At 65.8% G+C, this 19,521-nt stretch carries 22 protein-coding genes; 5 read left to right on the top strand and 17 right to left on the bottom strand.

Annotated elements, in window-relative coordinates:
• Positions 1 to 281 precede the first annotated feature (281 nt).
• Together IBX18_RS17950 and rlmN are read right to left on the bottom strand one after the other, a co-directional pair.
• Complete coding sequence (locus IBX18_RS17950) at positions 282 to 1,472, bottom strand: Fic family protein (RefSeq protein ID WP_194834741.1); 1,191 nt, start codon at positions 1,470 to 1,472, stop codon at positions 282 to 284.
• Positions 1,473 to 1,761: 289 nt separating this feature from the next.
• The gene (gene rlmN, locus IBX18_RS17945; protein WP_194834740.1) at positions 1,762 to 2,871 is read right to left on the bottom strand and encodes a 23S rRNA (adenine(2503)-C(2))-methyltransferase RlmN; all 1,110 of its coding nucleotides are present in this window, start codon (positions 2,869 to 2,871) and stop codon (positions 1,762 to 1,764) included.
• A gap of 125 nt (positions 2,872 to 2,996) precedes the next feature.
• Here rlmN and IBX18_RS17940 point away from each other — a divergent pair, with 125 nt between their 5' ends.
• Positions 2,997 to 3,368 carry a lipopolysaccharide assembly LapA domain-containing protein gene (locus IBX18_RS17940; RefSeq protein ID WP_194834739.1) on the top strand — a complete coding sequence of 124 codons (372 nt, stop codon included), beginning with the start codon at positions 2,997 to 2,999 and terminating at the stop codon, positions 3,366 to 3,368.
• Positions 3,369 to 3,398: 30 nt separating this feature from the next.
• On the opposite strand, the gene IBX18_RS17935 is transcribed toward IBX18_RS17940, so the two are convergent.
• The 7 genes from IBX18_RS17935 to rpsB form a co-directional block, all read right to left on the bottom strand.
• Positions 3,399 to 4,130: a hypothetical protein gene (locus IBX18_RS17935; protein ID WP_194834738.1), complete on the bottom strand. Its 732-nt coding sequence runs from the start codon at positions 4,128 to 4,130 to the stop codon at positions 3,399 to 3,401.
• Positions 4,127 to 4,813, bottom strand: a complete 687-nt coding sequence (locus tag IBX18_RS17930; protein ID WP_194834737.1) for a MarR family transcriptional regulator — start codon at positions 4,811 to 4,813, stop codon at positions 4,127 to 4,129. The genes IBX18_RS17935 and IBX18_RS17930 overlap by 4 nt, the downstream gene beginning before the upstream one ends.
• A gap of 52 nt (positions 4,814 to 4,865) precedes the next feature.
• Positions 4,866 to 5,708, bottom strand: coding sequence for a phosphatidate cytidylyltransferase (locus tag IBX18_RS17925; protein WP_194834947.1), 843 nt, complete (start codon positions 5,706 to 5,708; stop codon positions 4,866 to 4,868).
• 419 nt (positions 5,709 to 6,127) lie between these two features.
• Positions 6,128 to 6,685, bottom strand: a complete 558-nt coding sequence (frr, locus tag IBX18_RS17920; RefSeq protein ID WP_147129687.1) for a ribosome recycling factor — start codon at positions 6,683 to 6,685, stop codon at positions 6,128 to 6,130.
• Between the two features lie 50 nt (positions 6,686 to 6,735).
• On the bottom strand, positions 6,736 to 7,464 hold the full coding sequence (gene pyrH, locus IBX18_RS17915; protein WP_107658365.1) for a UMP kinase: 729 nt from the start codon (positions 7,462 to 7,464) through the stop codon (positions 6,736 to 6,738).
• A gap of 254 nt (positions 7,465 to 7,718) precedes the next feature.
• Positions 7,719 to 8,543, bottom strand: a complete 825-nt coding sequence (gene tsf / locus IBX18_RS17910; RefSeq protein WP_107658366.1) for a translation elongation factor Ts — start codon at positions 8,541 to 8,543, stop codon at positions 7,719 to 7,721.
• A gap of 163 nt (positions 8,544 to 8,706) precedes the next feature.
• Positions 8,707 to 9,585, bottom strand: a complete 879-nt coding sequence (gene rpsB, locus IBX18_RS17905) for a 30S ribosomal protein S2 (RefSeq protein WP_135232424.1) — start codon at positions 9,583 to 9,585, stop codon at positions 8,707 to 8,709.
• Positions 9,586 to 10,351: 766 nt separating this feature from the next.
• Between rpsB and IBX18_RS17900 the strand changes: the two genes are divergently transcribed.
• Together IBX18_RS17900 and IBX18_RS17895 are read left to right on the top strand one after the other, a co-directional pair.
• Positions 10,352 to 10,753, top strand: a complete 402-nt coding sequence (locus IBX18_RS17900) for a hypothetical protein (RefSeq protein ID WP_194834736.1) — start codon at positions 10,352 to 10,354, stop codon at positions 10,751 to 10,753.
• Between the two features lie 60 nt (positions 10,754 to 10,813).
• Positions 10,814 to 11,287: a M23 family metallopeptidase gene (locus tag IBX18_RS17895; protein WP_194834946.1), complete on the top strand. Its 474-nt coding sequence runs from the start codon at positions 10,814 to 10,816 to the stop codon at positions 11,285 to 11,287.
• A gap of 253 nt (positions 11,288 to 11,540) precedes the next feature.
• Here IBX18_RS17895 and IBX18_RS17890 read toward each other — a convergent pair whose 3' ends face one another.
• Complete coding sequence (locus tag IBX18_RS17890) at positions 11,541 to 12,137, bottom strand: HD domain-containing protein (RefSeq protein WP_194834735.1); 597 nt, start codon at positions 12,135 to 12,137, stop codon at positions 11,541 to 11,543.
• 82 nt (positions 12,138 to 12,219) lie between these two features.
• Complete coding sequence (locus IBX18_RS17885) at positions 12,220 to 12,819, bottom strand: HD domain-containing protein (protein WP_194834734.1); 600 nt, start codon at positions 12,817 to 12,819, stop codon at positions 12,220 to 12,222.
• Between the two features lie 178 nt (positions 12,820 to 12,997).
• On the opposite strand from IBX18_RS17885, the gene IBX18_RS17880 reads away from it, so the two are divergent.
• Both IBX18_RS17880 and IBX18_RS17875 read left to right on the top strand, forming a co-directional pair.
• The gene (locus IBX18_RS17880) at positions 12,998 to 13,750 is read left to right on the top strand and encodes an IclR family transcriptional regulator (protein ID WP_194834733.1); all 753 of its coding nucleotides are present in this window, start codon (positions 12,998 to 13,000) and stop codon (positions 13,748 to 13,750) included.
• 107 nt (positions 13,751 to 13,857) lie between these two features.
• Entirely contained in the window at positions 13,858 to 14,376 is a 519-nt protein-coding gene (locus IBX18_RS17875) for a DUF1990 family protein (RefSeq protein ID WP_194834732.1), read from the top strand.
• A gap of 35 nt (positions 14,377 to 14,411) precedes the next feature.
• On the opposite strand, the gene IBX18_RS17870 is transcribed toward IBX18_RS17875, so the two are convergent.
• The 6 genes from IBX18_RS17870 to IBX18_RS17845 form a co-directional block, all read right to left on the bottom strand.
• Entirely contained in the window at positions 14,412 to 14,771 is a 360-nt protein-coding gene (locus IBX18_RS17870; RefSeq protein ID WP_194834731.1) for a hypothetical protein, read from the bottom strand.
• Positions 14,772 to 14,825: 54 nt separating this feature from the next.
• Positions 14,826 to 16,742, bottom strand: a complete 1,917-nt coding sequence (locus IBX18_RS17865; RefSeq protein ID WP_194834730.1) for an alkyl/aryl-sulfatase — start codon at positions 16,740 to 16,742, stop codon at positions 14,826 to 14,828.
• Positions 16,743 to 17,157: 415 nt separating this feature from the next.
• The gene (locus tag IBX18_RS17860; RefSeq protein WP_194834729.1) at positions 17,158 to 17,466 is read right to left on the bottom strand and encodes a DUF202 domain-containing protein; all 309 of its coding nucleotides are present in this window, start codon (positions 17,464 to 17,466) and stop codon (positions 17,158 to 17,160) included.
• Positions 17,463 to 17,828 carry a YidH family protein gene (locus IBX18_RS17855; RefSeq protein ID WP_194834728.1) on the bottom strand — a complete coding sequence of 122 codons (366 nt, stop codon included), beginning with the start codon at positions 17,826 to 17,828 and terminating at the stop codon, positions 17,463 to 17,465. The genes IBX18_RS17860 and IBX18_RS17855 overlap by 4 nt, the downstream gene beginning before the upstream one ends.
• Positions 17,825 to 18,496 carry a DUF3159 domain-containing protein gene (locus tag IBX18_RS17850; protein ID WP_194834727.1) on the bottom strand — a complete coding sequence of 224 codons (672 nt, stop codon included), beginning with the start codon at positions 18,494 to 18,496 and terminating at the stop codon, positions 17,825 to 17,827. The genes IBX18_RS17855 and IBX18_RS17850 overlap by 4 nt, the downstream gene beginning before the upstream one ends.
• A 168-nt stretch (positions 18,497 to 18,664) precedes the next feature.
• Positions 18,665 to 19,396: an acetoacetate decarboxylase family protein gene (locus IBX18_RS17845; protein WP_194834726.1), complete on the bottom strand. Its 732-nt coding sequence runs from the start codon at positions 19,394 to 19,396 to the stop codon at positions 18,665 to 18,667.
• Between the last annotated feature and the right edge of the window lie 125 nt (positions 19,397 to 19,521).

Genomic DNA, 19,521 nt, shown 5'->3' with positions numbered 1-19,521 from the left:
TATTCAGCGCAGGCGATGGTCCAACAAAGCAATCCACTTCGACTCCCCCTTGGCTCACGTCGCGTCCCCCGCGATCGAATCGCGAAAGCATCTCACGCACATCCCGCCACGTCCACCAACCAAGCGACCACTCTTGTACGACCGACCTCAGACACTTGCCCGGGTAGAACCAACCAGCACACCCTCGTCACCACTGATGGCACCGTCGGCGCCTTGATCCAACTCCTGTGCGCAGTCAGTAGTACACCCGAAACACCTTGTCTCCCAAGCCTGCCGAGTCGCTACAAATGTTCGGTTGTGCGTTTACCGATGGCCACACTGAGCGCGTCCAACTCGGCAAGGACATCGACGGCGGCCCAGACCCGATTGCGCTTACTTTCCGACAGGACCTCGAGGACGCCGACCTCAGTCAGCCTGCCCAGCGCGCGATAGGTGCTCGCATCGGTGGTCCCCGCGATGCGTTGGGCGGTGTCCGCGTTGAAGATCGGTGCGTCCAGCAGCGCGGCGAGCAGCGTCTCGTCCGCAGAGTTCGCCCGAGGCCGAGCGAGCTCGCGCCAGCGCGCCGGCAATGCCGCCAGTGCGCGGGCTGATTCCTGAGCCGCCTCGCTGGCATGGAGCGCGCCCACTGCGACGTACTCGACGAATGTATCCACCCGTCCTTCACGATAGGCACCGAGCTGGGCGAAGTATCGGGCGGTGTCGGCCAGCATCGCCGAAGCCAACGGCACAGTGACCCGATGGGTCAGCTCGCGACGGCGCAGGACTGCGCTGATCAGTGCGCGTCCGATTCGGCCGTTGCCGTCGGTGAACGGATGAATGGACTCGAACTGGGCATGCGCAATGGCAGCCTGCGCGAGGATCGGCAGATCGTTGCGATTGACGAAGACAAGCAGGTCCTCCATCAGCTCGGCAACCAACTCGGCGGGCGGCGGAATGTACGCCGCGCCAACGGGTGTGTAGTCACTACCCCCGATCCAGTTCTGCACGTCGCGCAGCTGGCCCGAATCCCGCGCCGAGTAGAAGTCAGGAGCCATCAGCAGTTGATGTGCTGCCAGAAGATGGTCGATCGTGACGGGTCCCCTCCCCGCCGTATCGACCATCGCGATCAGCGCTTTGACCGCCGCGAGCTGCGACTGCGCCTCGACGCTGGCTTTCCCACCCGCTATCGCTTTACCAAACGCGCGCCAGCCCGCATCGATGTGCTCGATCTTCGAGGAGGCGACAGATTCGCTGCGCAGAAGGAAATCCGCCAGCGGCGCCAGGTGCTCCCCGAATCCCGCCTCCAGACGGGCAATGGCGATGATCGCCGCTTCGTGCGCGCGAGCTACGGACCCGGTGGGGTCGTACGCGAGGTCGCCGATGCGAGGCGGGATCGCCACCGCGATCCGCTCGAGGGTACGGTCAGCCCGCGAACCCTGCCGTTGGCGAGGGTTCCAAGCACGTTCCTCGATGCGGTGCGATGGCCAGTTCATAGTGTGCTTTCTCGATTGAAAAGCTACTTGAGATCACCATAGCTTACTTTTAATCACCAAAACGCAGCTATGGGTTTCTTGTTGTAGGTTTCGCATTCGCTGGCGCGCTAGGAGTTCGCATGCTCGAGCAAGTCGATCCACATGGTTGAGGCCGATGGCCATGTGCACAGCCGACAAATCTGCATGGATCACGGCCGCCTCAGGGTTGGTCGTCACCCTCGTGAGAGCTCGATTTTCGTCGGACAGCCAGCGCATTGACGCACCCCGGACCAACAGGGCGGTCGGAACCTCAGCCTTCGGCGGCGAGCTGTCCGCAGGCTGCGGCGATTTCCTGGCCGCGGGTATCGCGGACGGTGCACGGCACGCCTTGGGCGTTCACGCGCCGAACGAACTCGGCCTCAACAGGTTTCGGGCTGGCATCCCACTTGCTACCCGGCGTCGGGTTCAACGGAATCACGTTGACGTGCACGCGGGAACCCAACGCCTTGTGCAGCTTTTGCCCGAGCATGTCGGCGCGCCAGCCCTGGTCGTTGATGTCACGAATCAGCGCGTACTCGATGGAGACTCGGCGACCGGACTTGTCGGCGTAGTAGCGGGCCGCGTCGAGCACTTCAGCGATCGGCCAGCGGTTGTTCACCGGGACGAGGGTGTTGCGGAGTTCGTCGTCGGGGGTGTGCAGGGAGACGGCGAGGGTGACCGAGAGGTCTTCGTCGGCCAGTTTGCGGATGGCGGGGGCCAATCCGACGGTCGAGACGACCACGTTGCGCTGGGAAATACCGAAACCGTCCGGCGGCGGGGAGGTGATGCGGCGGACCGCGGCGACGACCCGCTTGTAGTTGGCCAGCGGTTCGCCCATGCCCATGAAGACGATGTTGGACAGCCGGCCCGGCCCGCCCGCGACCTCACCGTCGCGCATCGCTGCTGCCGCGGCGCGAACCTGGTCGACGATCTCAGCGGTGGACAGGTTGCGGTTCAGTCCGCCCTGGCCGGTCGCGCAGAACGGACAAGCCATGCCGCAGCCTGCTTGGCTGGAGATGCAGAGGGTGGCGCGGTCGGGGTAGCGCATGAGGACGCTCTCCAGGAGGGTCCCGTCGCCCGCTCGCCACAACGTCTTTCGGGTTTCGCCCGCATCGCAGGCGACGTGCTTCACCACCGACATCAGCGGGGGGAACAGCGCCTCGCCGATTTTTTCGCGCACGGGCGCGGGCAGGTCGGTCATCTGGGCCGGGTCGGCCTGCAACCTGCCGTAGTACTGGCGGGCGATCTGGTCGGCGCGGAACTTCGGCAGTCCCAGCTCCTCGATGGCTGCCCGCCTGCCCTCGGCGTCGAGGTCGGCGAGGTGCCGGGGCGGCAGGCCACGGCGCGGAGCATCGAAAACGAGGGGCAGGGAGACGGTCATAGTTCCGCCATTCTCCCATCTGGGCGAATGTGGCGCACACTCGCCCGCACGCGGCAGTTCCGACATGGCCGGTTTGTCGCCAGGAAATACGTGTAACTGCCATAGCAGTGGGCAATGATCGGAATATGTCCACCAATGCTGAGCACCTGCCTGAGCCCGATCCGGATCTGACGGACGAGCGCACGGCGCCGACGCCGCCGACCGCCCCGCCGCCGGCCACCACCCCGCCGAGCACCGCCCCGACCAAGCACCGCCAATCGCTGTCCACGCGCACCGGCACCACCTGGATGAGTCTGATCGCGGGCGCCCTCATCCTGATCATCCTGCTGGTCTTCATCCTGCAGAACCTGGATCGGGTCGAGGTCGGCCTGTTTTTCTGGCACTTCTCGTTGCCGCTGGGCGTCTTAGTGCTGCTGTCGGTCATCGGCGGCGCGCTGGTGATGGCTCTGGTCGGCGGCCTGCGCATCCTGCAACTCCGCCGCGTCGCGAAGAGGTAGCTCATCACGCTTGGCGGAGACAGCGGACCGTCACGGCGTGAGAGCACGAACGAGGGCACGGGTGCGCGCCGGATTTCCGGCGCACCTCCGCAGCGCGTGCCCCGGCTGGTCGAAGTGCTCACGCAACAGATCGAGCGCCTCGGTGAAAGTGGTTCCGCTGGGCCAGGATGCCCGATCCGCGTATCCGCATTCGAGCAGTCGTGCGATGTCTTCGGCATCACGCGGAGTGAAGCGGTGCAAGTAAGCGAAGACCTTGATGCAGATGGCCGTCGCGATGTCCGGGATCGCGACGACGGCGGATGTCCGGGTGCCGTCGATCAGCTCGGCACTCAAAGCAATCCATACCGGCTCTCGAGCCAACACCACGTGCAGCGCCGGGATGCCGTCCACGGCGATCGGTCCCGCATCGAGATCGGGGACATGCCGGTTGGTGAACGACGGTGCCAACAGATCAATCGTTGCGGCAGTTCCACCGACCGAGCGCTCGAATCGGTTGCCCGCACGTGGATTGTCATAGCCCATGCGGCGCAATCGATCCAGCAGGACCCCGTCCCGGATGGTGACCAGCTCTACGGCGAGATCAGCATCTCTGGTCGCACGCAACGGGACCGACACCCCGCTGCGCAGCACATGGAGATTCACCATGTGCCCGCCGATCACCGCCCACGACTCCAGAGCGGCACCGGCGGCCGCGGCGTCGGCCAGCGCCAGATACGCACCATCCTCGGCCCGCGAACCGCTGAAAACCTCCAGCTCGATCATGCAACGCGCTCGAGCTCGCTGCGGGCGGCGAGGAAGCGTTGTTCGAGTTCGGCTACGGCTTCGGCAGTATCGGGCCCGTCGCCGGTGAGCAGGTGCCGGGCAATCTCGGTGATAGGTGCGAGCGGCCATGCTTGCGCAGGCGGCCCACCCATCGCTGTGGCGATCGCCGGGTCGAGCCGCAATCCGGGCGCGAGCTTGCCGACGTTCACCACGATGGTCGCATCGGCGGGACTCGTTTCCACCGGGACGAAACCTGCTGCTTGCAGGTCCAAGTGCCCGTCGGCGTGCAGATAGACGATGTCCGGGATTCGCCACGGCGCGACCCGGTCCGCTGCCCAATCGCCGCAGACCTGCAGCGAGACTTGTTGAACTGAGGCGTGTTCCAGCGCCAGCTCGATCTGCCTCTGCATGGTGTCGAGGCTGTACCAGGATTCGATGACGTCGACCTTGGGCGGACGGGCGGCGACAAGACGCTCGAACAGCTCGCGCGGGCGTCGCACCTGCCAGCCGTCCGGGCCGCGTTCGGTCCAGCCGAACGCATCAGCGGCAGCCAGGATTTGCGACACTCGTGCCTGCGTCACGCCGGTTGCTTCCGCGATGCCGACCTGCCGCTGAGCAGCAGGGCTGCCGAGCAGAAACGACAGCACAGCCACCTCGGCACGCGACAGCTTGTCTTCGGACATCCTGCGAGTATAAATTTTTGCCGACGGGGTGGCAAGAATTTATAGTCGCAGGTCAGAGCAGGGTTGAGAGAACCAACCAGGAGACGAAGGCCGACGGGAGCATGGAGTCGAGGCGGTCCATGATGCCGCCGTGACCGGGCAGCAGAGTGCCCATGTCCTTGATGCCGAGTTCGCGTTTGATCTGGGATTCGATGAGGTCGCCGCAGGTGGCGACGAGGACGAGGCCGACGCCGAGGACGACGCCGATCATCGAGTTGGCTTCCAGCAGCAGGGTAACGGTGAGCAGGCCGCCGATGACGGTGAAGACCAGTGAGCCGCCGAAACCCTCCCAGGATTTCTTCGGGCTGATCGACGGCACCATCGGATGCCTGCCGAACAGCACGCCTGCCACGTAACCGCCGACGTCGGAGCAGACGACCAGGATCATGAAGGTCAGCACCCGCAGATTGCCGTCCGGTTCGAGCAGCAGCAGCGTCGCGAACGAGGCGAGCAGCGGGATCCAGGCCAGCGTGAAGATGGCGATGGCGGTGTCGCGCAGGAAGTTTCGCGGCGCGGTCTGCAAGCCGTGATCGAACAGGCGCCACACCATGCAGGTGAGCGCGGTGCCTGCGAACGCGCCCGCGACCCCGCTGGCCCCGTAGGGCCAACCGAGCCAGAACACGGCCTGCCCGCCGACAATCAGCGGGATGCGCGGCACCAGGACGTCGGCTTCGCGGAGACGTTTGGCGACCTCCCAGGTCGCCACGCCCACGGCCACACCGACGACACCGATGAACACCTTCGGCACGAACAGCAGAATCGCGATGAGCGAGAGACCGAGACCGAATCCGACCGCGAGCGCCGCGGGCAGATTCCGGCCCGCGCGGGAGCCGGGCGCGGGCGGAGCGGCGAGCACCGCGTTGGGGCCGTGCGCCTCCGGATCGTGCTCGGCCGCCGAGGCAGCCGGAGCCTGTTCGGCGCCCGCGTCATTCGATGCCCACACGGACGCCTCGGAGGTCTGAGGTTGCTGCCCCGTGGCACCGTCGAGACGGGCGGCCGAACCGTCACCATCGGCCGAAGCGTCGTGACCGGACGCCGCAGCGGAGGCTAACGGCTCGTGCCCCGACGCTCCCGCATCGCGCACGTGCTCCTGCCTCACTTCAGCTGTGCCGTTCACCGGCCTCGGCTCCTCAGCCGCACCGGTCGCGGCGGCGTTCTCGGCCACGATTGTCCCGTCGCTCAACTCGTCGTTCCGTTCGTCCCCCGCCCGGGCGGGCGCGTGCTGCGGTGTCCCATCGGCGGCATTCCCGGTGCCCATCGCTCACGCCACCGGCGTCAGACCTCGAGCAGTTCGGCTTCCTTGTGTTTGACCAGTTCGTCGATCTGGCCGACATACTTGGCGGTGGTCTTGTCGAGGTCCTTTTCGGCACGCCCGACCTCGTCCTCGCCCGCCTCGCCATCCTTCTGGATGCGCGACAGTTCGTCCATGGCTTTGCGGCGGACATTGCGGATCGACACCTTCGCGTCCTCCCCCTTGCCCTTGGCCTGCTTGGCCAGTTCGCGGCGGCGCTCCTCGGTGAGCTGCGGTACCGAAATCCGAATGATGTCACCGTTGTTGGTGGGATTGACACCGAGATCGGAGTTGCGGATCGCGGTCTCGATCGCGCCGAGCTGTGCCTGCTCGTACGGCTTGATCACGACCATGCGCGGCTCCGGCACCGTAATGCTGGACATCTGGGTGATGGGGGTGAGCGAGCCGTAGTAGTCCACGACGATTCGAGTGAACATCCCCGGGTTGGCACGTCCGGTGCGGATGCCTGCGAGATCGTCCTTCGCTACCGTGACAGCCTTTTCCATCTTCTCCTCGGCGTCGAAGAGCGCTTCTTCAATCACGACCGTTTCCTCCACAGCGTCGTCATCGTCATGATCCGCGGGTCGCGGGGTCAGGACCGAACCAATGTGCCGATCTTCTCACCGGCGACCGCTCGGGCGATATTGCCCTTGGTCAACAAATTGAACACCAGCATCGGCATCTGGTTGTCCATACAGAGGCTGAAGGCCGTCGCGTCGGCGACCTTGAGGCCCTGTTCGATGACCTCTTTGTGGGTGATCTCGGAGTACATGGTGGCGTCCTCGTCGACCTTGGGGTCGGCGGTGAACACCCCGTCGACCGCCTTGGCCATCAGCACCACCTCGGCACCGATCTCCAGAGCTCGCTGGGCGGCCGTGGTGTCGGTGGAGAAATACGGCATGCCCATACCCGCGCCGAAGATCACCACGCGGCCCTTCTCCAGGTGCCGCTTGGCGCGCAGCGGGAGGTAGGGCTCGGCGACCTGGCCCATGGTGATCGCGGTCTGCACCCGGGTCTCGATGCCCTGCTTCTGCAGAAAGTCTTGCAGCGCAAGGCTGTTCATCACGGTGCCGAGCATGCCCATGTAATCCGAGCGGGCCCGTTCCATGCCGCGCTCCTCGAGCTCGGCGCCGCGGAAGAAGTTGCCGCCGCCGATCACCACGGCCACCTGCACGCCGGTGGCGACCACCTCGGCGATCTGCTCCGCAACCGTCTCCACCACATCGGGGTCGAGGCCGACGCGGCCGCCGCCGAACATCTCGCCACCCAATTTCAGAAGCACCCGGCGATATCCTGGGCGGTCGTTCCCCGGGTCCGTCATGGGTGTTCTTCTCCTTCGGCGGTCAACGTGTTCTCGGCAGGCAAGTGCGTCAAAGAATTCGGCAGCTCGGAAAGGCTCCTCAACACGGAGCGGCCCCTATCCTGCCCTATGTGTGCTCGGCGGCATAGGAAGACCCCCCGTCAACCGGTATATCGGTCGACGAGGGGTCTGCTCTATGTAGCCATTGGACGGCATTCAGACCAGGTCCCGCGTCTGGATCCCAGCGGTTGCCGGGACGACCTTGCGGGGCACGATCAGTTCGAGCCGACCTCGAAGCGGGCGAAGCGGGTAACGGTGACCCCGGCCTCGTCCAGCAGCGCCTTGACGGTCTTCTTCGAATCGGTGACCGACGACTGCTCCAGCAGCACGACATCCTTGAAGAAGCCGTTGACGCGGCCCTCGGTGATCTTCGGCAGTGCGGCTTCGGGCTTGCCCTCTTCGCGAGCGGTCTGCTCGGCGATGCGGCGCTCGTTCTCCACGATGTCGGCCGGAACCTCGTCGCGGGTCACGTACTTCGCCTTGAGCGCGGCAACCTGCATGGCGGCGGCACGAGCGGCATCAGCCGCGGCGTCACCCTCGCCCTGGTACTCGATCAGCACGCCGACAGCGGGCGGCAGATCCGAGGCACGCTTGTGCAGGTAGGTGGCGACCGGGCCGTCGAGCGAGATCACCCGACGCAGCTCGAGCTTCTCGCCGATCTTGGCGGCCAGCGCCTGCACGGCCTCGTCGGCGGTCTGGCCGCCGAGGTCGAGCGCCTTGAGCGCGTCCAGGTCGGCCGGCTTGGCGGTCGCGGCGGCAGCCACGATCTGGTCGGCCAGCGCCTGGAACTCCGCGTTCTTGGCGACGAAGTCGGTCTCGGAGTTGATCTCGAGCATGACGCCACCCTTGGCGGTGACCAGGCCCTCGGCGGTGGTGCGCTCGGCACGCTTGCCGACGTCCTTGGCGCCCTTGATGCGCAGGATCTCGACGGCCTTGTCGAAATCGCCGTCGGTCTCGGCCAGCGCGTTCTTACAATCCATCATCCCGGAGCCGGTGAGCTCCCGGAGCCGCTTCACGTCGGCAGCGGTGTAGTTCGCCATCGGGGGCGAGCCTCCTTCGGAGAAAGTACTTGAATACTGGGCAGCGGTGATCACCATCGCACGCGATCGTGATCACCGCCGGAACAGTGCCTGAACGGCGGCGTTCGCTGTCCCTACGTGGTTACGCAGGCTACCGGCGCACGCCGCCGTGGGTTGAGAAGACTCAGGCCTCGGCCGGGGTCTCCACCGGAGCCTCGGCGGGGGCGGCCTCGGCGGCAGCCTCGGCAGGGGCCTCGGCCGGGGTCTCGGCAGCGGCTTCGGCGGCCGGTGCGGCCGACGCGAGCAGCTCCTGCTCCCACTCGGCCAGCGGCTCACCCGCGCCCGACTCCGGCTTGTCGTCGCCGGAGGACAGACCGGCCCGCGCCTGCACGCCCTCGGCCACCGCGGAGGCGACGACCTTGGTCAGCAGTGCGGCGGAACGGATCGCGTCGTCGTTACCCGGGATCGGGTAGTCGACCAGGTCGGGGTCGCAGTTGGTGTCCAGGATCGCGATGACCGGGATGTTCAGCTTGCGCGCCTCGCCGACGGCGATGTGCTCCTTGTTGGTGTCGACGACCCAGATGGCCGAGGGCACCTTGGCCATGTCGCGGATACCACCGAGGGTGCGATCCAGCTTGGTCATCTCACGCGTGAGCATGAGGATTTCCTTCTTGGTGCGACCCTCGAAACCACCGGTCTGCTCCATCGCCTCGAGCTCCTTGAGGCGCTGCAGGCGCTTGTGCACGGTGGAGAAGTTGGTGAGCATGCCACCCAGCCAGCGCTGGTTGACGTAGGGCATCCCGACGCGAGTCGCCTCGGCCGCGATCGACTCCTGGGCCTGCTTCTTGGTGCCGACGAAGAGAACGGTGCCACCGTGGGCAACGGTCTCCTTGACGAACTCGTAGGCCTTGTCGATGTAGGTCAGCGTCTGCTGCAGGTCGATGATGTAGATGCCGTTGCGGTCGGTGAAGATGAACCGCTTCATCTTCGGGTTCCAGCGCCGTGTCTGGTGTCCGAAGTGCGCGCCGCTGTCCAGCAGCTGCTTCATTGTTACGACAGCCATAGCTCCCGTATCTCTCTTTCGTTTGCCGGTTGACGCAGTGAATCGGTGATCCACTGCCCTGGCGCCTCCGAACCGTCGGACCCGACCGCGAAGGTGGGGACCAGCCGACGACTCCCTGCTCCGCACAGACACCGTCGCGAATCGATGGATGATGAGCTCGATTCGAACAGCGCCGTTGCGAACAAGCACGGGGTGGCGCGCGAAGTCGGTCTATGCAGGCACAGACCGCTCGATCAGTCTATCGGGTTCCAGGCCAGCTACTAAATCGGCCTGTCAGGGGGTACGCGGTGGTGGTTGAGACTATGGAACGGGGGATGTCCACAGTCGAGAAAGTTGTCCACATTCGGGGTAGTGGGGGTTCCGGGATGGGTTCGGTCGGATGAGGCTTTGTGGCATGCCTTCGAAACCGATCTCGTCCATGATGACGCTGGTCATACCGCTTTTCTTTGCGCTCGCCGTGTTGACAGCGCCGCCGGTTGCGGCGGGTGGGCTCGGGCCGCCTGCGCGGGTTGCCACTGTTGTGGTGGGTGGAGTGCCGCAGGATTTGCAGTCCGTGCGCGCGGGATGCGCGGGATTGGTCTGTGAGCGGGAGTGGTTGAGGTGGTCGCATGCCGCGGGCCGACCGCTGGCGACGTGCCGAGGAGCGCTCTGCGGGATGGTTCGGCCGACGATGGTTCAGCCGACATCGGTACGAGCCGAGGGTGAACCGGCGCCACAGGGCATGGGAGCCCCGCTCACGGCGTGCACAGATTCATCCTGCGGATTCGTGCACCCGGCACCGGTACGCGTCGCCGACGAAGGAGCGCCGCAGGACACGGCCGGCGCGCTCGCGACGTGCACTGGTTCGTTCTGCGGGTTGGTGCGTCCGGCGCCGTTGCGCGTCACGGACGAGCGGGCGGCGCAGGACATGGTCGCCTCGCTCGCGACGTGCACGGGTTCGTCCTGCGGATCGGGCGGGTTGGTGCGCCCGGCGCCGTTGCGCGTCACGGACGAGCGGGCGGCGCAGGACATGGGATCCGGTGTCGGTCCGTTGGCGTTATCTCCGCTCGACCCGGAGTTCTGCGAATATGTCTGTCCTGCACCGTTTTTCATGTCGCCGAGCGATTCCGAGTTCTGCGGGCTCGTCTCGCCTGCCTCGCTGGCTTTGCCGCCGGTCGCAACCGATTGACCCGGCGTGATCGGGAGCAACAGGGCACGCCGCGCCGTCGTTCTGATCGGTCTCGTGTTGATGGTGCTGATCTGCATGGAACCGGTCTCGACGGCCGCGCCGGTCTGTGGGTTCAACTGGCCGTTGCAGCCTCGGCCGGCCGTGTTGAAGCGGTTCGACAAGCCTGCGCAGAACTGGCTGCCGGGGCATCGAGGCGTGGATCTGGCTGGTGCGCCCGGGCAGGGGGTGCTGGCCGCTGGCGACGGGATCGTGGTGTTCGCCGGGACGGTGGCGGACAAGATGGTGGTGTCGATCGATCATCCGGGTGGGTTGCGGACCACGTATGAGCCTGTGCGGGCCGAAGTTTCGGTTGGACGCCGGGTCGGGCGCGGCGACCGGATCGGCACGCTGGAGGCCGGGCACGAAGGGTGTGGGACGTGTCTGCATTGGGGATTGAGGAACGAAGGTGGTGGTCGGCGCCGACGGGAGTACTTGGATCCTTTGGGTTTGCTGCACCTCGTTCCGCTACGCCTGAAACCGGTTGTGCCTTCGTGAGACGACTCGCCGCTGTGCTGGTAGGGGCGGCTTGGCGCGTTCGATCATGCCGACCGACGGCAAGGCGATTCCGAAGGCACCCGCGCTCCACGACACCGGCGCGGTAACCACACCGGCGCGGTAAGCACTGCGGCGCAGCGTGATTCACCGCGCTCGCCGAAGATCCGGCTCAGGTCGCCGACATCCACGCAGTCCACGCGCACCGCGATGCCCGAGTAGTGAGGGAAAGTTGCTGGTCAGAAGGTTTCGCCTGCTATTCGGTGAAGGTCGGATGCCCCATACCTTCGGGCATTCTTCCCATGTCGAACCACCTGGCAATCTTGGAATCAGGTTTGTCCACAGCCCGGGCACGACATTCCTGTCTCAACCAGTTACGGAATCCGAGGCGTGGCCAGGCATCGACCACCGCAGCTACGAATTCCGGTCCTACCTCGTCGATCCGTAGGGCGTGCGTGTCGACGCCGCTGCCCGACGCGCACAGCCGGACCTCCGGAGGCTCATGCGGTTCCCGTTCCATATCCAGGTGCAATGCGATCGCGTCGTACACCGTGCGGATCCGATCCTCGGGGTAGTCGCGTTCGCGCAGGAATCGTGCTGCAGCGTCTGCGCCTTCCATCTCGAACCCAGCAGGTCCGTCGAACCGCTTCGTGAGTCCCAAATCGTGCAGCATCGTGGAGATGTACAGCAATTCTCGATCCACCGTCCATCCCCGAACCTCGCCGAGCCGCCATGCGAATTGGAACGCACGTTGACAGTGGTTAACGAGTACAGGCGGGGCGCATGACAGCAAAAGTTCAGTTGACGCACGTGCCAGTCGTGTCTCCGACGGTTGCGCTACAACAATCTTCATCGAGACACCTCATAGCAATCACTGATTCAGCGGACGCCGAACATGGGCGCCACTCGTAGAGATCGTTATCGCTGGATATATTTCATTCGGTAAACGGCGGATTGCCCGAGTTGTCGTGCAATCGACCGGACGTTATCCACTCCGCGACCTTGGACGCCGGCTTGCGCTCGGCCTCGGCCCGACAGGCTTTCAGCAGCCACTTCCGAAACTCGAGGCGCGGCCATGATTTCAGCACCACGTCCATGAACGCGGGATCTATCTCTTTGTAGCGGTACCCGCCCGTGTCCAGCCCTGCGGCCATCGACAGCAACGCCACTTCCGGCCGTGGATCCTGGTAGGTCTCCAGGTCGATGTGCAATCGGATCGCCTCCCGCACGAGTTCGATCCGCTTCTCCGGATAGCCTTGCTCCAGAAGGAACTCCGCGGCAGCCACTGCACCCTGGATCTCGAACCCCTCCCGTCCGTCGAAGCGCGCGGTCAAGCCCAGATCGTGCAGCGCGCTCCCGAGAAAATAGAGTTCCGGGTCGATCCGCCACGCGCGCCGGTCTCCCAATACCGCACCCCACTGGTATACGCGATAACAATGATTGACCAATGTCTGCGGTGACGTCGCGAGCAATAAATCGGTCGCTGCCCGCGTCAACGCAGAATCCGGCGCTGCCACAGTATCGAAATCAAGCATTGTCGCGCCTCCTGCCGCGTGTCCCAATTCTCTGAATGGTCCAATCCCAAGCTATCCCCGCGCAACCAGCTACGCAATATGATCAACTACTACGTAGTCACGTAAAACCTGCGCGCGCAGATCGGAGGATCGAATGCGCGAAGAAGGCATACGGCGCATGCGACGCCCTCATCACCGCATGCTGGATCGAGTAGCCGCCATCCTCGACGTCGCCGCACTGGCTCGCGCGCCGATCGGTCTCACCGAGCTGGCGGTGCGCGTCCAGGCACCGGTGTCCTCGACGCAAAGCCTGGTAAACGGGCTGGTCGCGATCGGCTACTTGGTCGAAGAAGACCGCAGGTACACCCTCGGCCCGGCGCCCTTCGTACTTGCCCTGCGCGCCGGGCATCGACCACTGGAGACCGTTCGGCACAGCGATCTGACGGCGCTGCACCGAGCCACGGGACTCGCGGCGGTGACCGCGATTCGCGTCGGGGATTGCGCGGTCTACATCGACGCCGTGCTCGGCGACGGCCCCGGCACCGGACCGCTCGCCTATACGGCCCGGCGCTATCTGCGGTTACCGCTGCACGAACTCGCGGCCGGTCGGCTGCTGTTGGCCCACCTCCCCGAGGACGAACGCCTGGAATACCTCGCCGGTCACCAGGGTGACCAGCCGCGTGCCGTGCTCGAACTCAGCAACGAGCTCGACAACATCCGCCGCGACGGCTACCTCATCGGCCCGCACGGACCGCTGTTCCCCGATACCGATGCCGTGGTCGCGCCGATCTCCGAACACGGTCGCGTCGTCGCCACGATCTCGCTGATCGGACCCCAAGAGATCATCGACCGGCACCGAGACACCCTGCCCGCGTTGCTCATCGACGCGGTGCACCGGTGGGCTGAACGAGACGCAGCCACTACAGCTCCGACGTCGACCGAGGACATTTGAGCGCCCGCTCTGTCTGAGACCGGTTGCGTAGGGCTGGGCGCTCGGCGTGTCGAAACCGACGCCGCGTAATGCTTCCCAACCGGGCCGACCGGGGTGAAGATCAAGGCATGGAGCATGGGCCCAGCGATCCGCCGTTCACCTATTCCGAAGTCGGTGCCACGAGCAGCGAGCTGCCTGCTGGGTACCACGGGTTTCGGTTACGGCGGCAGATCGGGCACGGTCGGGCGCTGTTCGAGCACGCAGCGGTGGCGATCCTGGAGTATCGGATGCAGAAGGGCACCGGCATCTTTCACGAGGCGTCGACCCCCACGGCCGAGCCTGGCACTCGCCTGACGGTGCGGCTCGGCATCGGTCCGTTGGCCATCACCGCGCCGTGCCGAGTGGTGTACGTGCTGGCCGCGCCGAACCAGCGCGGCTTCGCGTACGGCACACTGCCGGGGCATCCGGAGAGCGGCGAGGAGTTGTTCTCCGTCGAGTACGACCCGGCCGACGACGCCGTATACGGAGTGGTGACCGCGTTCTCTCGCCCGGCGACCTGGTACACCCGGCTGGGCGGTCCGGCAGCTCGCCTGATCCAGCGCTTCGTCGCCGGGCGGTACATCAAGACCCTGCCCACCACGCCCTGACGCACAGGGGCAACCGACGTCCGTCGGCTGCGGTTCTAGAGCAGGTCCGCCAACACCCTGGCCTGCACCCGCAGCTCCTCGGCCTGCTCCGCTCGCCCGACCCTGTCGTATTCCTCGGCGACGGTGTGGCGTTCGGCGATCTCCGCGCGCACGATCTGTTCGATGTCCCCCTCGGTCAGCTCGCGCCGGGCAACCTCGGCGACGCCCAGGCCCACCGCACTCCCCTCCACGGCACCCGCCCGATGCTCACCGACATCCACCGCCTCCGCATTGTCGATGGCACCCAGCGTGGACCGCAGGGCGGTGATCGCCTGGCGGTCCCGGGATTTCATCGCCACGGGCAGTGCGGCGCGCAGGCGCGCACGCAAGGGATCGGTCGACGGTTCGGTTGACATGATCACCACCGTAAGGAGAGGCGTTCGCGGAGTCGAACAATTTTCGCGGGCGGGTTACCCGACCGTGCCGCGCGGCGTGACGATGGAGAAGTCGGGGTCCGGCGCGTCGAATACGCCGACGAGCTCGGCCAGTTTGGTGACATCACCGTCGATGAGGATGTCGCCCGCGGCCGCGGCGACGCCGAAATCCTCGCCTCCCAACAGCACTCGGATGAGCGTCGCCTTGCTCAGCGTGAAGGTCGCATCCGGCTCGGGCAGCTGCACCCCGTCGGGCCGGTCGTAGTGGGTCAGCCGCCCGTTGCGCAGTTCGAGGCGGTGCACCCGATCCTCGTCGCTGATCTGCCACTCCGCGACGACCCGCTGATTCCACGCCTTCGGCCCGTCGACACGCAGCGCCATGGCGTCGAAGATCTGGTCGACGGTCAGCGCGGCGAGCATGGTCGGCGAGGTGGCCTTGGTCGGCGTGCCGAACGAGCCGTAGCGCAGTTCGTAGGCGCCGCTGAGGTAGAAGTTGCGCCAGGTGGCGTTCTCCGCGCCGTAGCCGAGTTGCTCGAAGGTGCTGGCCTGCAACGCTTTCGCGGCATCATTGGTGGGATCGGCGAAGATCACGTAGTTGACCACCTGAGCCACCCAGCGGTAGTCACCCGCATCGTAGGACTCCTGCGCCTTGCGCAGCACCTCCTCGGCACCGCCCATGAATTCCACATGGCGAACAGCGGATTCGACCGGTGGATGCTCCCACAGATGCGCCGGGTTGCCGTCGAACCAGCCCATGTACCGCTGGTAGATGGCCTTGACGTTGTGGCTGACCGACCCGTAGTACCCGTGCGTATGCCAGCTGCCCTCGATAGCCGTTGGCAGCGTGAGCATTTCGGCGATCTCGGTGCCGACGTAGCCCTGGTTCAGCAGGCGCAGGGTCTGGTCGTTCAGGTACCCGTATAGATCACGTTGCAGCGCAAGGAATTCCACCAGCCGGTCGGTGCCCCAGGTGGGCCAGTGATGGGAGGCGAACACCACATCGGACCGGCGCGCGTACAGGTTGATCGCCTCGGTCAGGTACTTCGCCCAGACGTGCGGGTCGCGCACCAGGGCGCCGCGCAGCGTGAGCAGGTTGTGCAGTGTGTGCGTGGCGTTTTCGGCCATGCACAGCGCGCGGTGCTCCGGAAAGTAGAAGTTCATTTCGGCGGGCGCTTCGGTGCCGGGGGTGACCTGGAAGACGATCCTGATCCCGTCGACCGTTTCTTCCTGCCCGGTCGCGGTGATGTCCACGGTCGGCGGGATCAGGGTGATCGTGCCGATCGAACTCGTCTGACCGAGACCGGCGCCCACCGCCCCGAGCGGCCCACGCGGCAGCACCGCGCCGTACATGTAGCCCGCTCGTCGCGCCATTGCGGTTCCCGCGTAAACGTTTTCAGCCACTGCATGCTCCAAGAAACCCGCCGGGGCAAGAATTGGACAGCGGCCGGCCGCGACATCGTCGGTGCTGGTAACCCCCAGCACGCCGCCGAAATGATCGACGTGCGAATGGGTATAGATGACGCCGGTCACCGGACGATCGCCTCGATGCGCACGATAGAGCGCCAGACCGGCGGCGGCGGTCTCCGCGGTAATAAGCGGATCTATAACCAGCACACCGGTTTTGCCCTCGACGAGGGTCATGTTCGACAGGTCGAACCCCCGGATCTGATAGATCCCAGCCGTGACCTCGTACAGCCCCTGCTTCATGACCAGACCGGACTGCCGCCACAGGCTGGGATTGACCGACGCGGGACAGGATCCGCGCAAGAAGCTGTAGGAATCGTTGTCCCACACCACACTTCCATCGGCGGCGGTCACCACGCCGGACTCCGGCGCGGCGATGAACCCGCGGTCGGCGTCCGCGAGATCGGCGGTGTCGGCGAACGGCATCGCGGCGGCCGCACGCCGCTGCTCGGCAACAATGAAATCGCTCGGCTCGGTCGCTGTGCTCATGCCCGCACCTCGCTAGCGCCCTGCACAAGCATGCGTCCTGCGCGCCGGCACATGATCCGCTCGCGTCGTTCGCTCATGCCCGCACCTCGCTGACACTCGGCTCCGATGTGCGCCACACGCTCCGCTCACTCCGATCGCTCGTACTCACACCTCGCTGACACTCGCCTCCGGCATACCTCCCTCGCGCCGACACAATCCGTGCATTTCGCTGACCCATGCCCGCACCTCGCTCGCACTCGGCTCCCGCCTGCGCCGCACGCGCTCGCACGATTTGCTCAGTTCGATCGCTCATGCCCGCGCCTCGCTGACACTCGGCTCCGATATGCGCCAGACCCGCCGACACACGATCCGCTCGCGTCGTTCGCTCATGTCATCCTCCTGAGAGTCGGTACAAAGTCGCTGTGCCGGTACGGATTTAGGGCGATGGATCGGTGAACTGGATAGCTGCCGCGAGACCTGCGACGACCACCACCGCCACGGTCGTCGCGGCGACGACCCGTCTGCCGTGGCCATAGTCGCCCTGGTGCAAACTGCGGTTGCGCAGGTAACTCAGGCCTGCCAGCGCGGCCATGGCGATCGCGGCACCGATGGGCGCGATCATCGCGGGACGCCACCCGCTGGTCACAGCATGGTTCAGGAACAGTGCGGCGGTGATCATCGCGGCCACCGCTGTCCGTCGCCACGCCAAGGCGGTGCGTTCCGCGGCGAGCCCGGCGCCGCTCATCGCAGCAACACCGCGACACCCGCGAGCACCGAAACGACAGCGATGCCCGCGGACAGGATCGGCACCATCACCGTGTCCGGCAGCGGACGCCCCCGCCGCATCGCCACACCGACTCGGCGCCAATGCACATACGCGCCCACCGCGACGATCACCGCGAGCACCAGGCAACTCAGCGCGAGTGCGCGCCGCGCGCCGCCCATCCGGAACGGCTGCACCAATGTGTGCACCGCGACACCACCGGCGAGCAGGCCGAGCGACGTGCGCATCCACGCCAAGAACGTGCGTTCGTTGGCGAGGGTGAAGCGGTAGTCGACCTCTTCTTCCCCGTCCTCCGACACGGCATCGGGGCTCGGCAGCGTCATGCCGCCCCGGCTCGGACCGCGGCCTTGCTGCGCACCCACAACCAGGTCAACGCGAGCATGACGACCAGCGCGGGCTTGCCGAAGACCAGGGCGAAGGTGCCGAGCAGGACCACCTTGTCGGCCAGATACAGCGGCACCATCACCGCCACGTGCGCCGCCCAGAACACGAACCAGGCGAGGGTGATCCGGCGATGCAGGCGCAGCCGGGCCGCCGCGTCGGCGGGCTCGGCCGGTTCGAGCCGGATCCTGCGGCTCACCGTGTAGCTGAGCGGCTTTCCGGTGAGCAATGTCGCGCCGAACAGCACCGTCATCACGACACTCAACGCTACTTCGGGCAGATAGAAACCGCGCCCCTCCCCGGTGATCTCAACGAACAGCGAGAACACCAGGATTATCAGCACCGCGCCCGCAACCACCCGCACCGAATCGCCGCGCATCAGCCGCACAGCGCCCAGCACGACTGCGATCAGGATGGCGACGAAAACACCGACCTCCGCACCGGCTGCCGAGTACCCGATCAAAAATCCGATCGCCGGAGCGGCACCGTCCAGAATGTGTTGCGGGCCGTGCATCGCCCGGAACTTGCCCCACATCTCAGCCACGACTCCACGTGATTCCGCCAGGCTGTCGCCTGGATCCAGCACCTCGCGCTGGTCGTCGGAGTTCACGGGCACCTCTCCCACACAGGTCGGTTCGGGCTGTGAGCGATAGTCCGCTACGTCACACTATGCGAGCAAACAATCCGCTACGTCACACTAACCGGCCCTTCTCAGGGCGTCCACGAACCGCGCGAGGCCGTGATCATGCGGTTATCGACAAGGTCGCGCTGTGGTGGCCTACACCGGAACGGCATCCTCGAAGGTCATCGCCAACCGGGCGATGCTGGATGTCATGAGAGCGCGACGGGGCAGGCGCAGTGACTTCAGTTCGTCGGCGATGGGGTGGTTGCCGAGGGACAGCGTGGCCCCGCCCGGGCGGGCGCGCATGCCCGACGGCTCCATCCGCCAAGGCGTGCACCGAGTGACGCCGTCTATGTGCGAGTAGGCATCGAACGAGGAGGCAGTGTTTCGGCGTTCCGGCGTGCGAAGGCCCTGACGAACGGTCAGGTCGACGATGAGCTCACTGTCCTGGCGCAGCGCACCATGCCGGATTTCCGTGTCGTGACGCACGCTGAAATCGGCGAGTTCCTTGGGGAATCCCCAGATTCCGCGGCCCGCCGCGAGCGTGAACTCGCCGTCGACCGGCAGTCGATGGATGAAAACTCCCGCTTGATTCGTCGCCAAGGCCCGGACATCGCCGAACCGGCCGGCCGGAGCAGCGGTGTGGTGCCGGACCATGAAGGAGACGCCGAACTCGTGGTACGGGCCGAGATCACCGTCGACATACTCGACGAAAACGAGCGAGCACATCGCACGGCCGCCCGGTAGCCGCAGCACTCGCAGCCCGGAGTAGTCGACCAACTGCTGCGCAGCGTCGGCGGGAACCAGATAGGTAGCCATGAAAGCGTGGGCGAGCCGGATACGAACCGGCATGTGAACTTCCTGGCCGAGGACGGTATGGGTGCTCACCCGAACGCCTTCCCGCGCACCCGCTTCGAGCCGTGGAGCGCACCGTTTCGCTGGACCATCGAGTCCATAAACTAGAACTCGTTTCAGTTTAACAAGGCGGCCTCCGCAACGGCCCGAATGCCGAC

This window comes from Nocardia sp. XZ_19_369 (genome assembly GCF_015355715.1).
GTDB lineage: Bacteria > Actinomycetota > Actinomycetes > Mycobacteriales > Mycobacteriaceae > Nocardia.
The sequence above is the reverse complement of the archived record's forward strand: the minus strand, read 5'-3'. Positions and strand labels throughout refer to the sequence as shown.

What these genes read in the sequence shown, in the direction of transcription:
- IBX18_RS17855 (WP_194834728.1), bottom strand. Translation starts at nt 17,828, where the DNA reads ATGACGCTGCCGAGCCCCGATGCCGTGTCGGAGGACGGGGAAGAAGAG.
- IBX18_RS17940 (WP_194834739.1), top strand. Translation starts at nt 2,997, where the DNA reads ATGTCCACCAATGCTGAGCACCTGCCTGAGCCCGATCCGGATCTGACG.
- IBX18_RS17875 (WP_194834732.1), top strand. Translation starts at nt 13,858, where the DNA reads ATGGAGCATGGGCCCAGCGATCCGCCGTTCACCTATTCCGAAGTCGGT.
- IBX18_RS17880 (WP_194834733.1), top strand. Translation starts at nt 12,998, where the DNA reads ATGCTGGATCGAGTAGCCGCCATCCTCGACGTCGCCGCACTGGCTCGC.
- IBX18_RS17885 (WP_194834734.1), bottom strand. Translation starts at nt 12,819, where the DNA reads ATGCTTGATTTCGATACTGTGGCAGCGCCGGATTCTGCGTTGACGCGG.
- IBX18_RS17870 (WP_194834731.1), bottom strand. Translation starts at nt 14,771, where the DNA reads ATGTCAACCGAACCGTCGACCGATCCCTTGCGTGCGCGCCTGCGCGCC.
- IBX18_RS17865 (WP_194834730.1), bottom strand. Translation starts at nt 16,742, where the DNA reads ATGAGCACAGCGACCGAGCCGAGCGATTTCATTGTTGCCGAGCAGCGG.
- IBX18_RS17890 (WP_194834735.1), bottom strand. Translation starts at nt 12,137, where the DNA reads ATGAAGATTGTTGTAGCGCAACCGTCGGAGACACGACTGGCACGTGCG.
- IBX18_RS17950 (WP_194834741.1), bottom strand. Translation starts at nt 1,472, where the DNA reads ATGAACTGGCCATCGCACCGCATCGAGGAACGTGCTTGGAACCCTCGC.
- tsf (WP_107658366.1), bottom strand. Translation starts at nt 8,543, where the DNA reads ATGGCGAACTACACCGCTGCCGACGTGAAGCGGCTCCGGGAGCTCACC.
- IBX18_RS17860 (WP_194834729.1), bottom strand. Translation starts at nt 17,466, where the DNA reads ATGAGCGGCGCCGGGCTCGCCGCGGAACGCACCGCCTTGGCGTGGCGA.
- rpsB (WP_135232424.1), bottom strand. Translation starts at nt 9,585, where the DNA reads ATGGCTGTCGTAACAATGAAGCAGCTGCTGGACAGCGGCGCGCACTTC.
- IBX18_RS17930 (WP_194834737.1), bottom strand. Translation starts at nt 4,813, where the DNA reads ATGTCCGAAGACAAGCTGTCGCGTGCCGAGGTGGCTGTGCTGTCGTTT.
- IBX18_RS17935 (WP_194834738.1), bottom strand. Translation starts at nt 4,130, where the DNA reads ATGATCGAGCTGGAGGTTTTCAGCGGTTCGCGGGCCGAGGATGGTGCG.
- IBX18_RS17895 (WP_194834946.1), top strand. Translation starts at nt 10,814, where the DNA reads ATGGTGCTGATCTGCATGGAACCGGTCTCGACGGCCGCGCCGGTCTGT.
- rlmN (WP_194834740.1), bottom strand. Translation starts at nt 2,871, where the DNA reads ATGACCGTCTCCCTGCCCCTCGTTTTCGATGCTCCGCGCCGTGGCCTG.
- pyrH (WP_107658365.1), bottom strand. Translation starts at nt 7,464, where the DNA reads ATGACGGACCCGGGGAACGACCGCCCAGGATATCGCCGGGTGCTTCTG.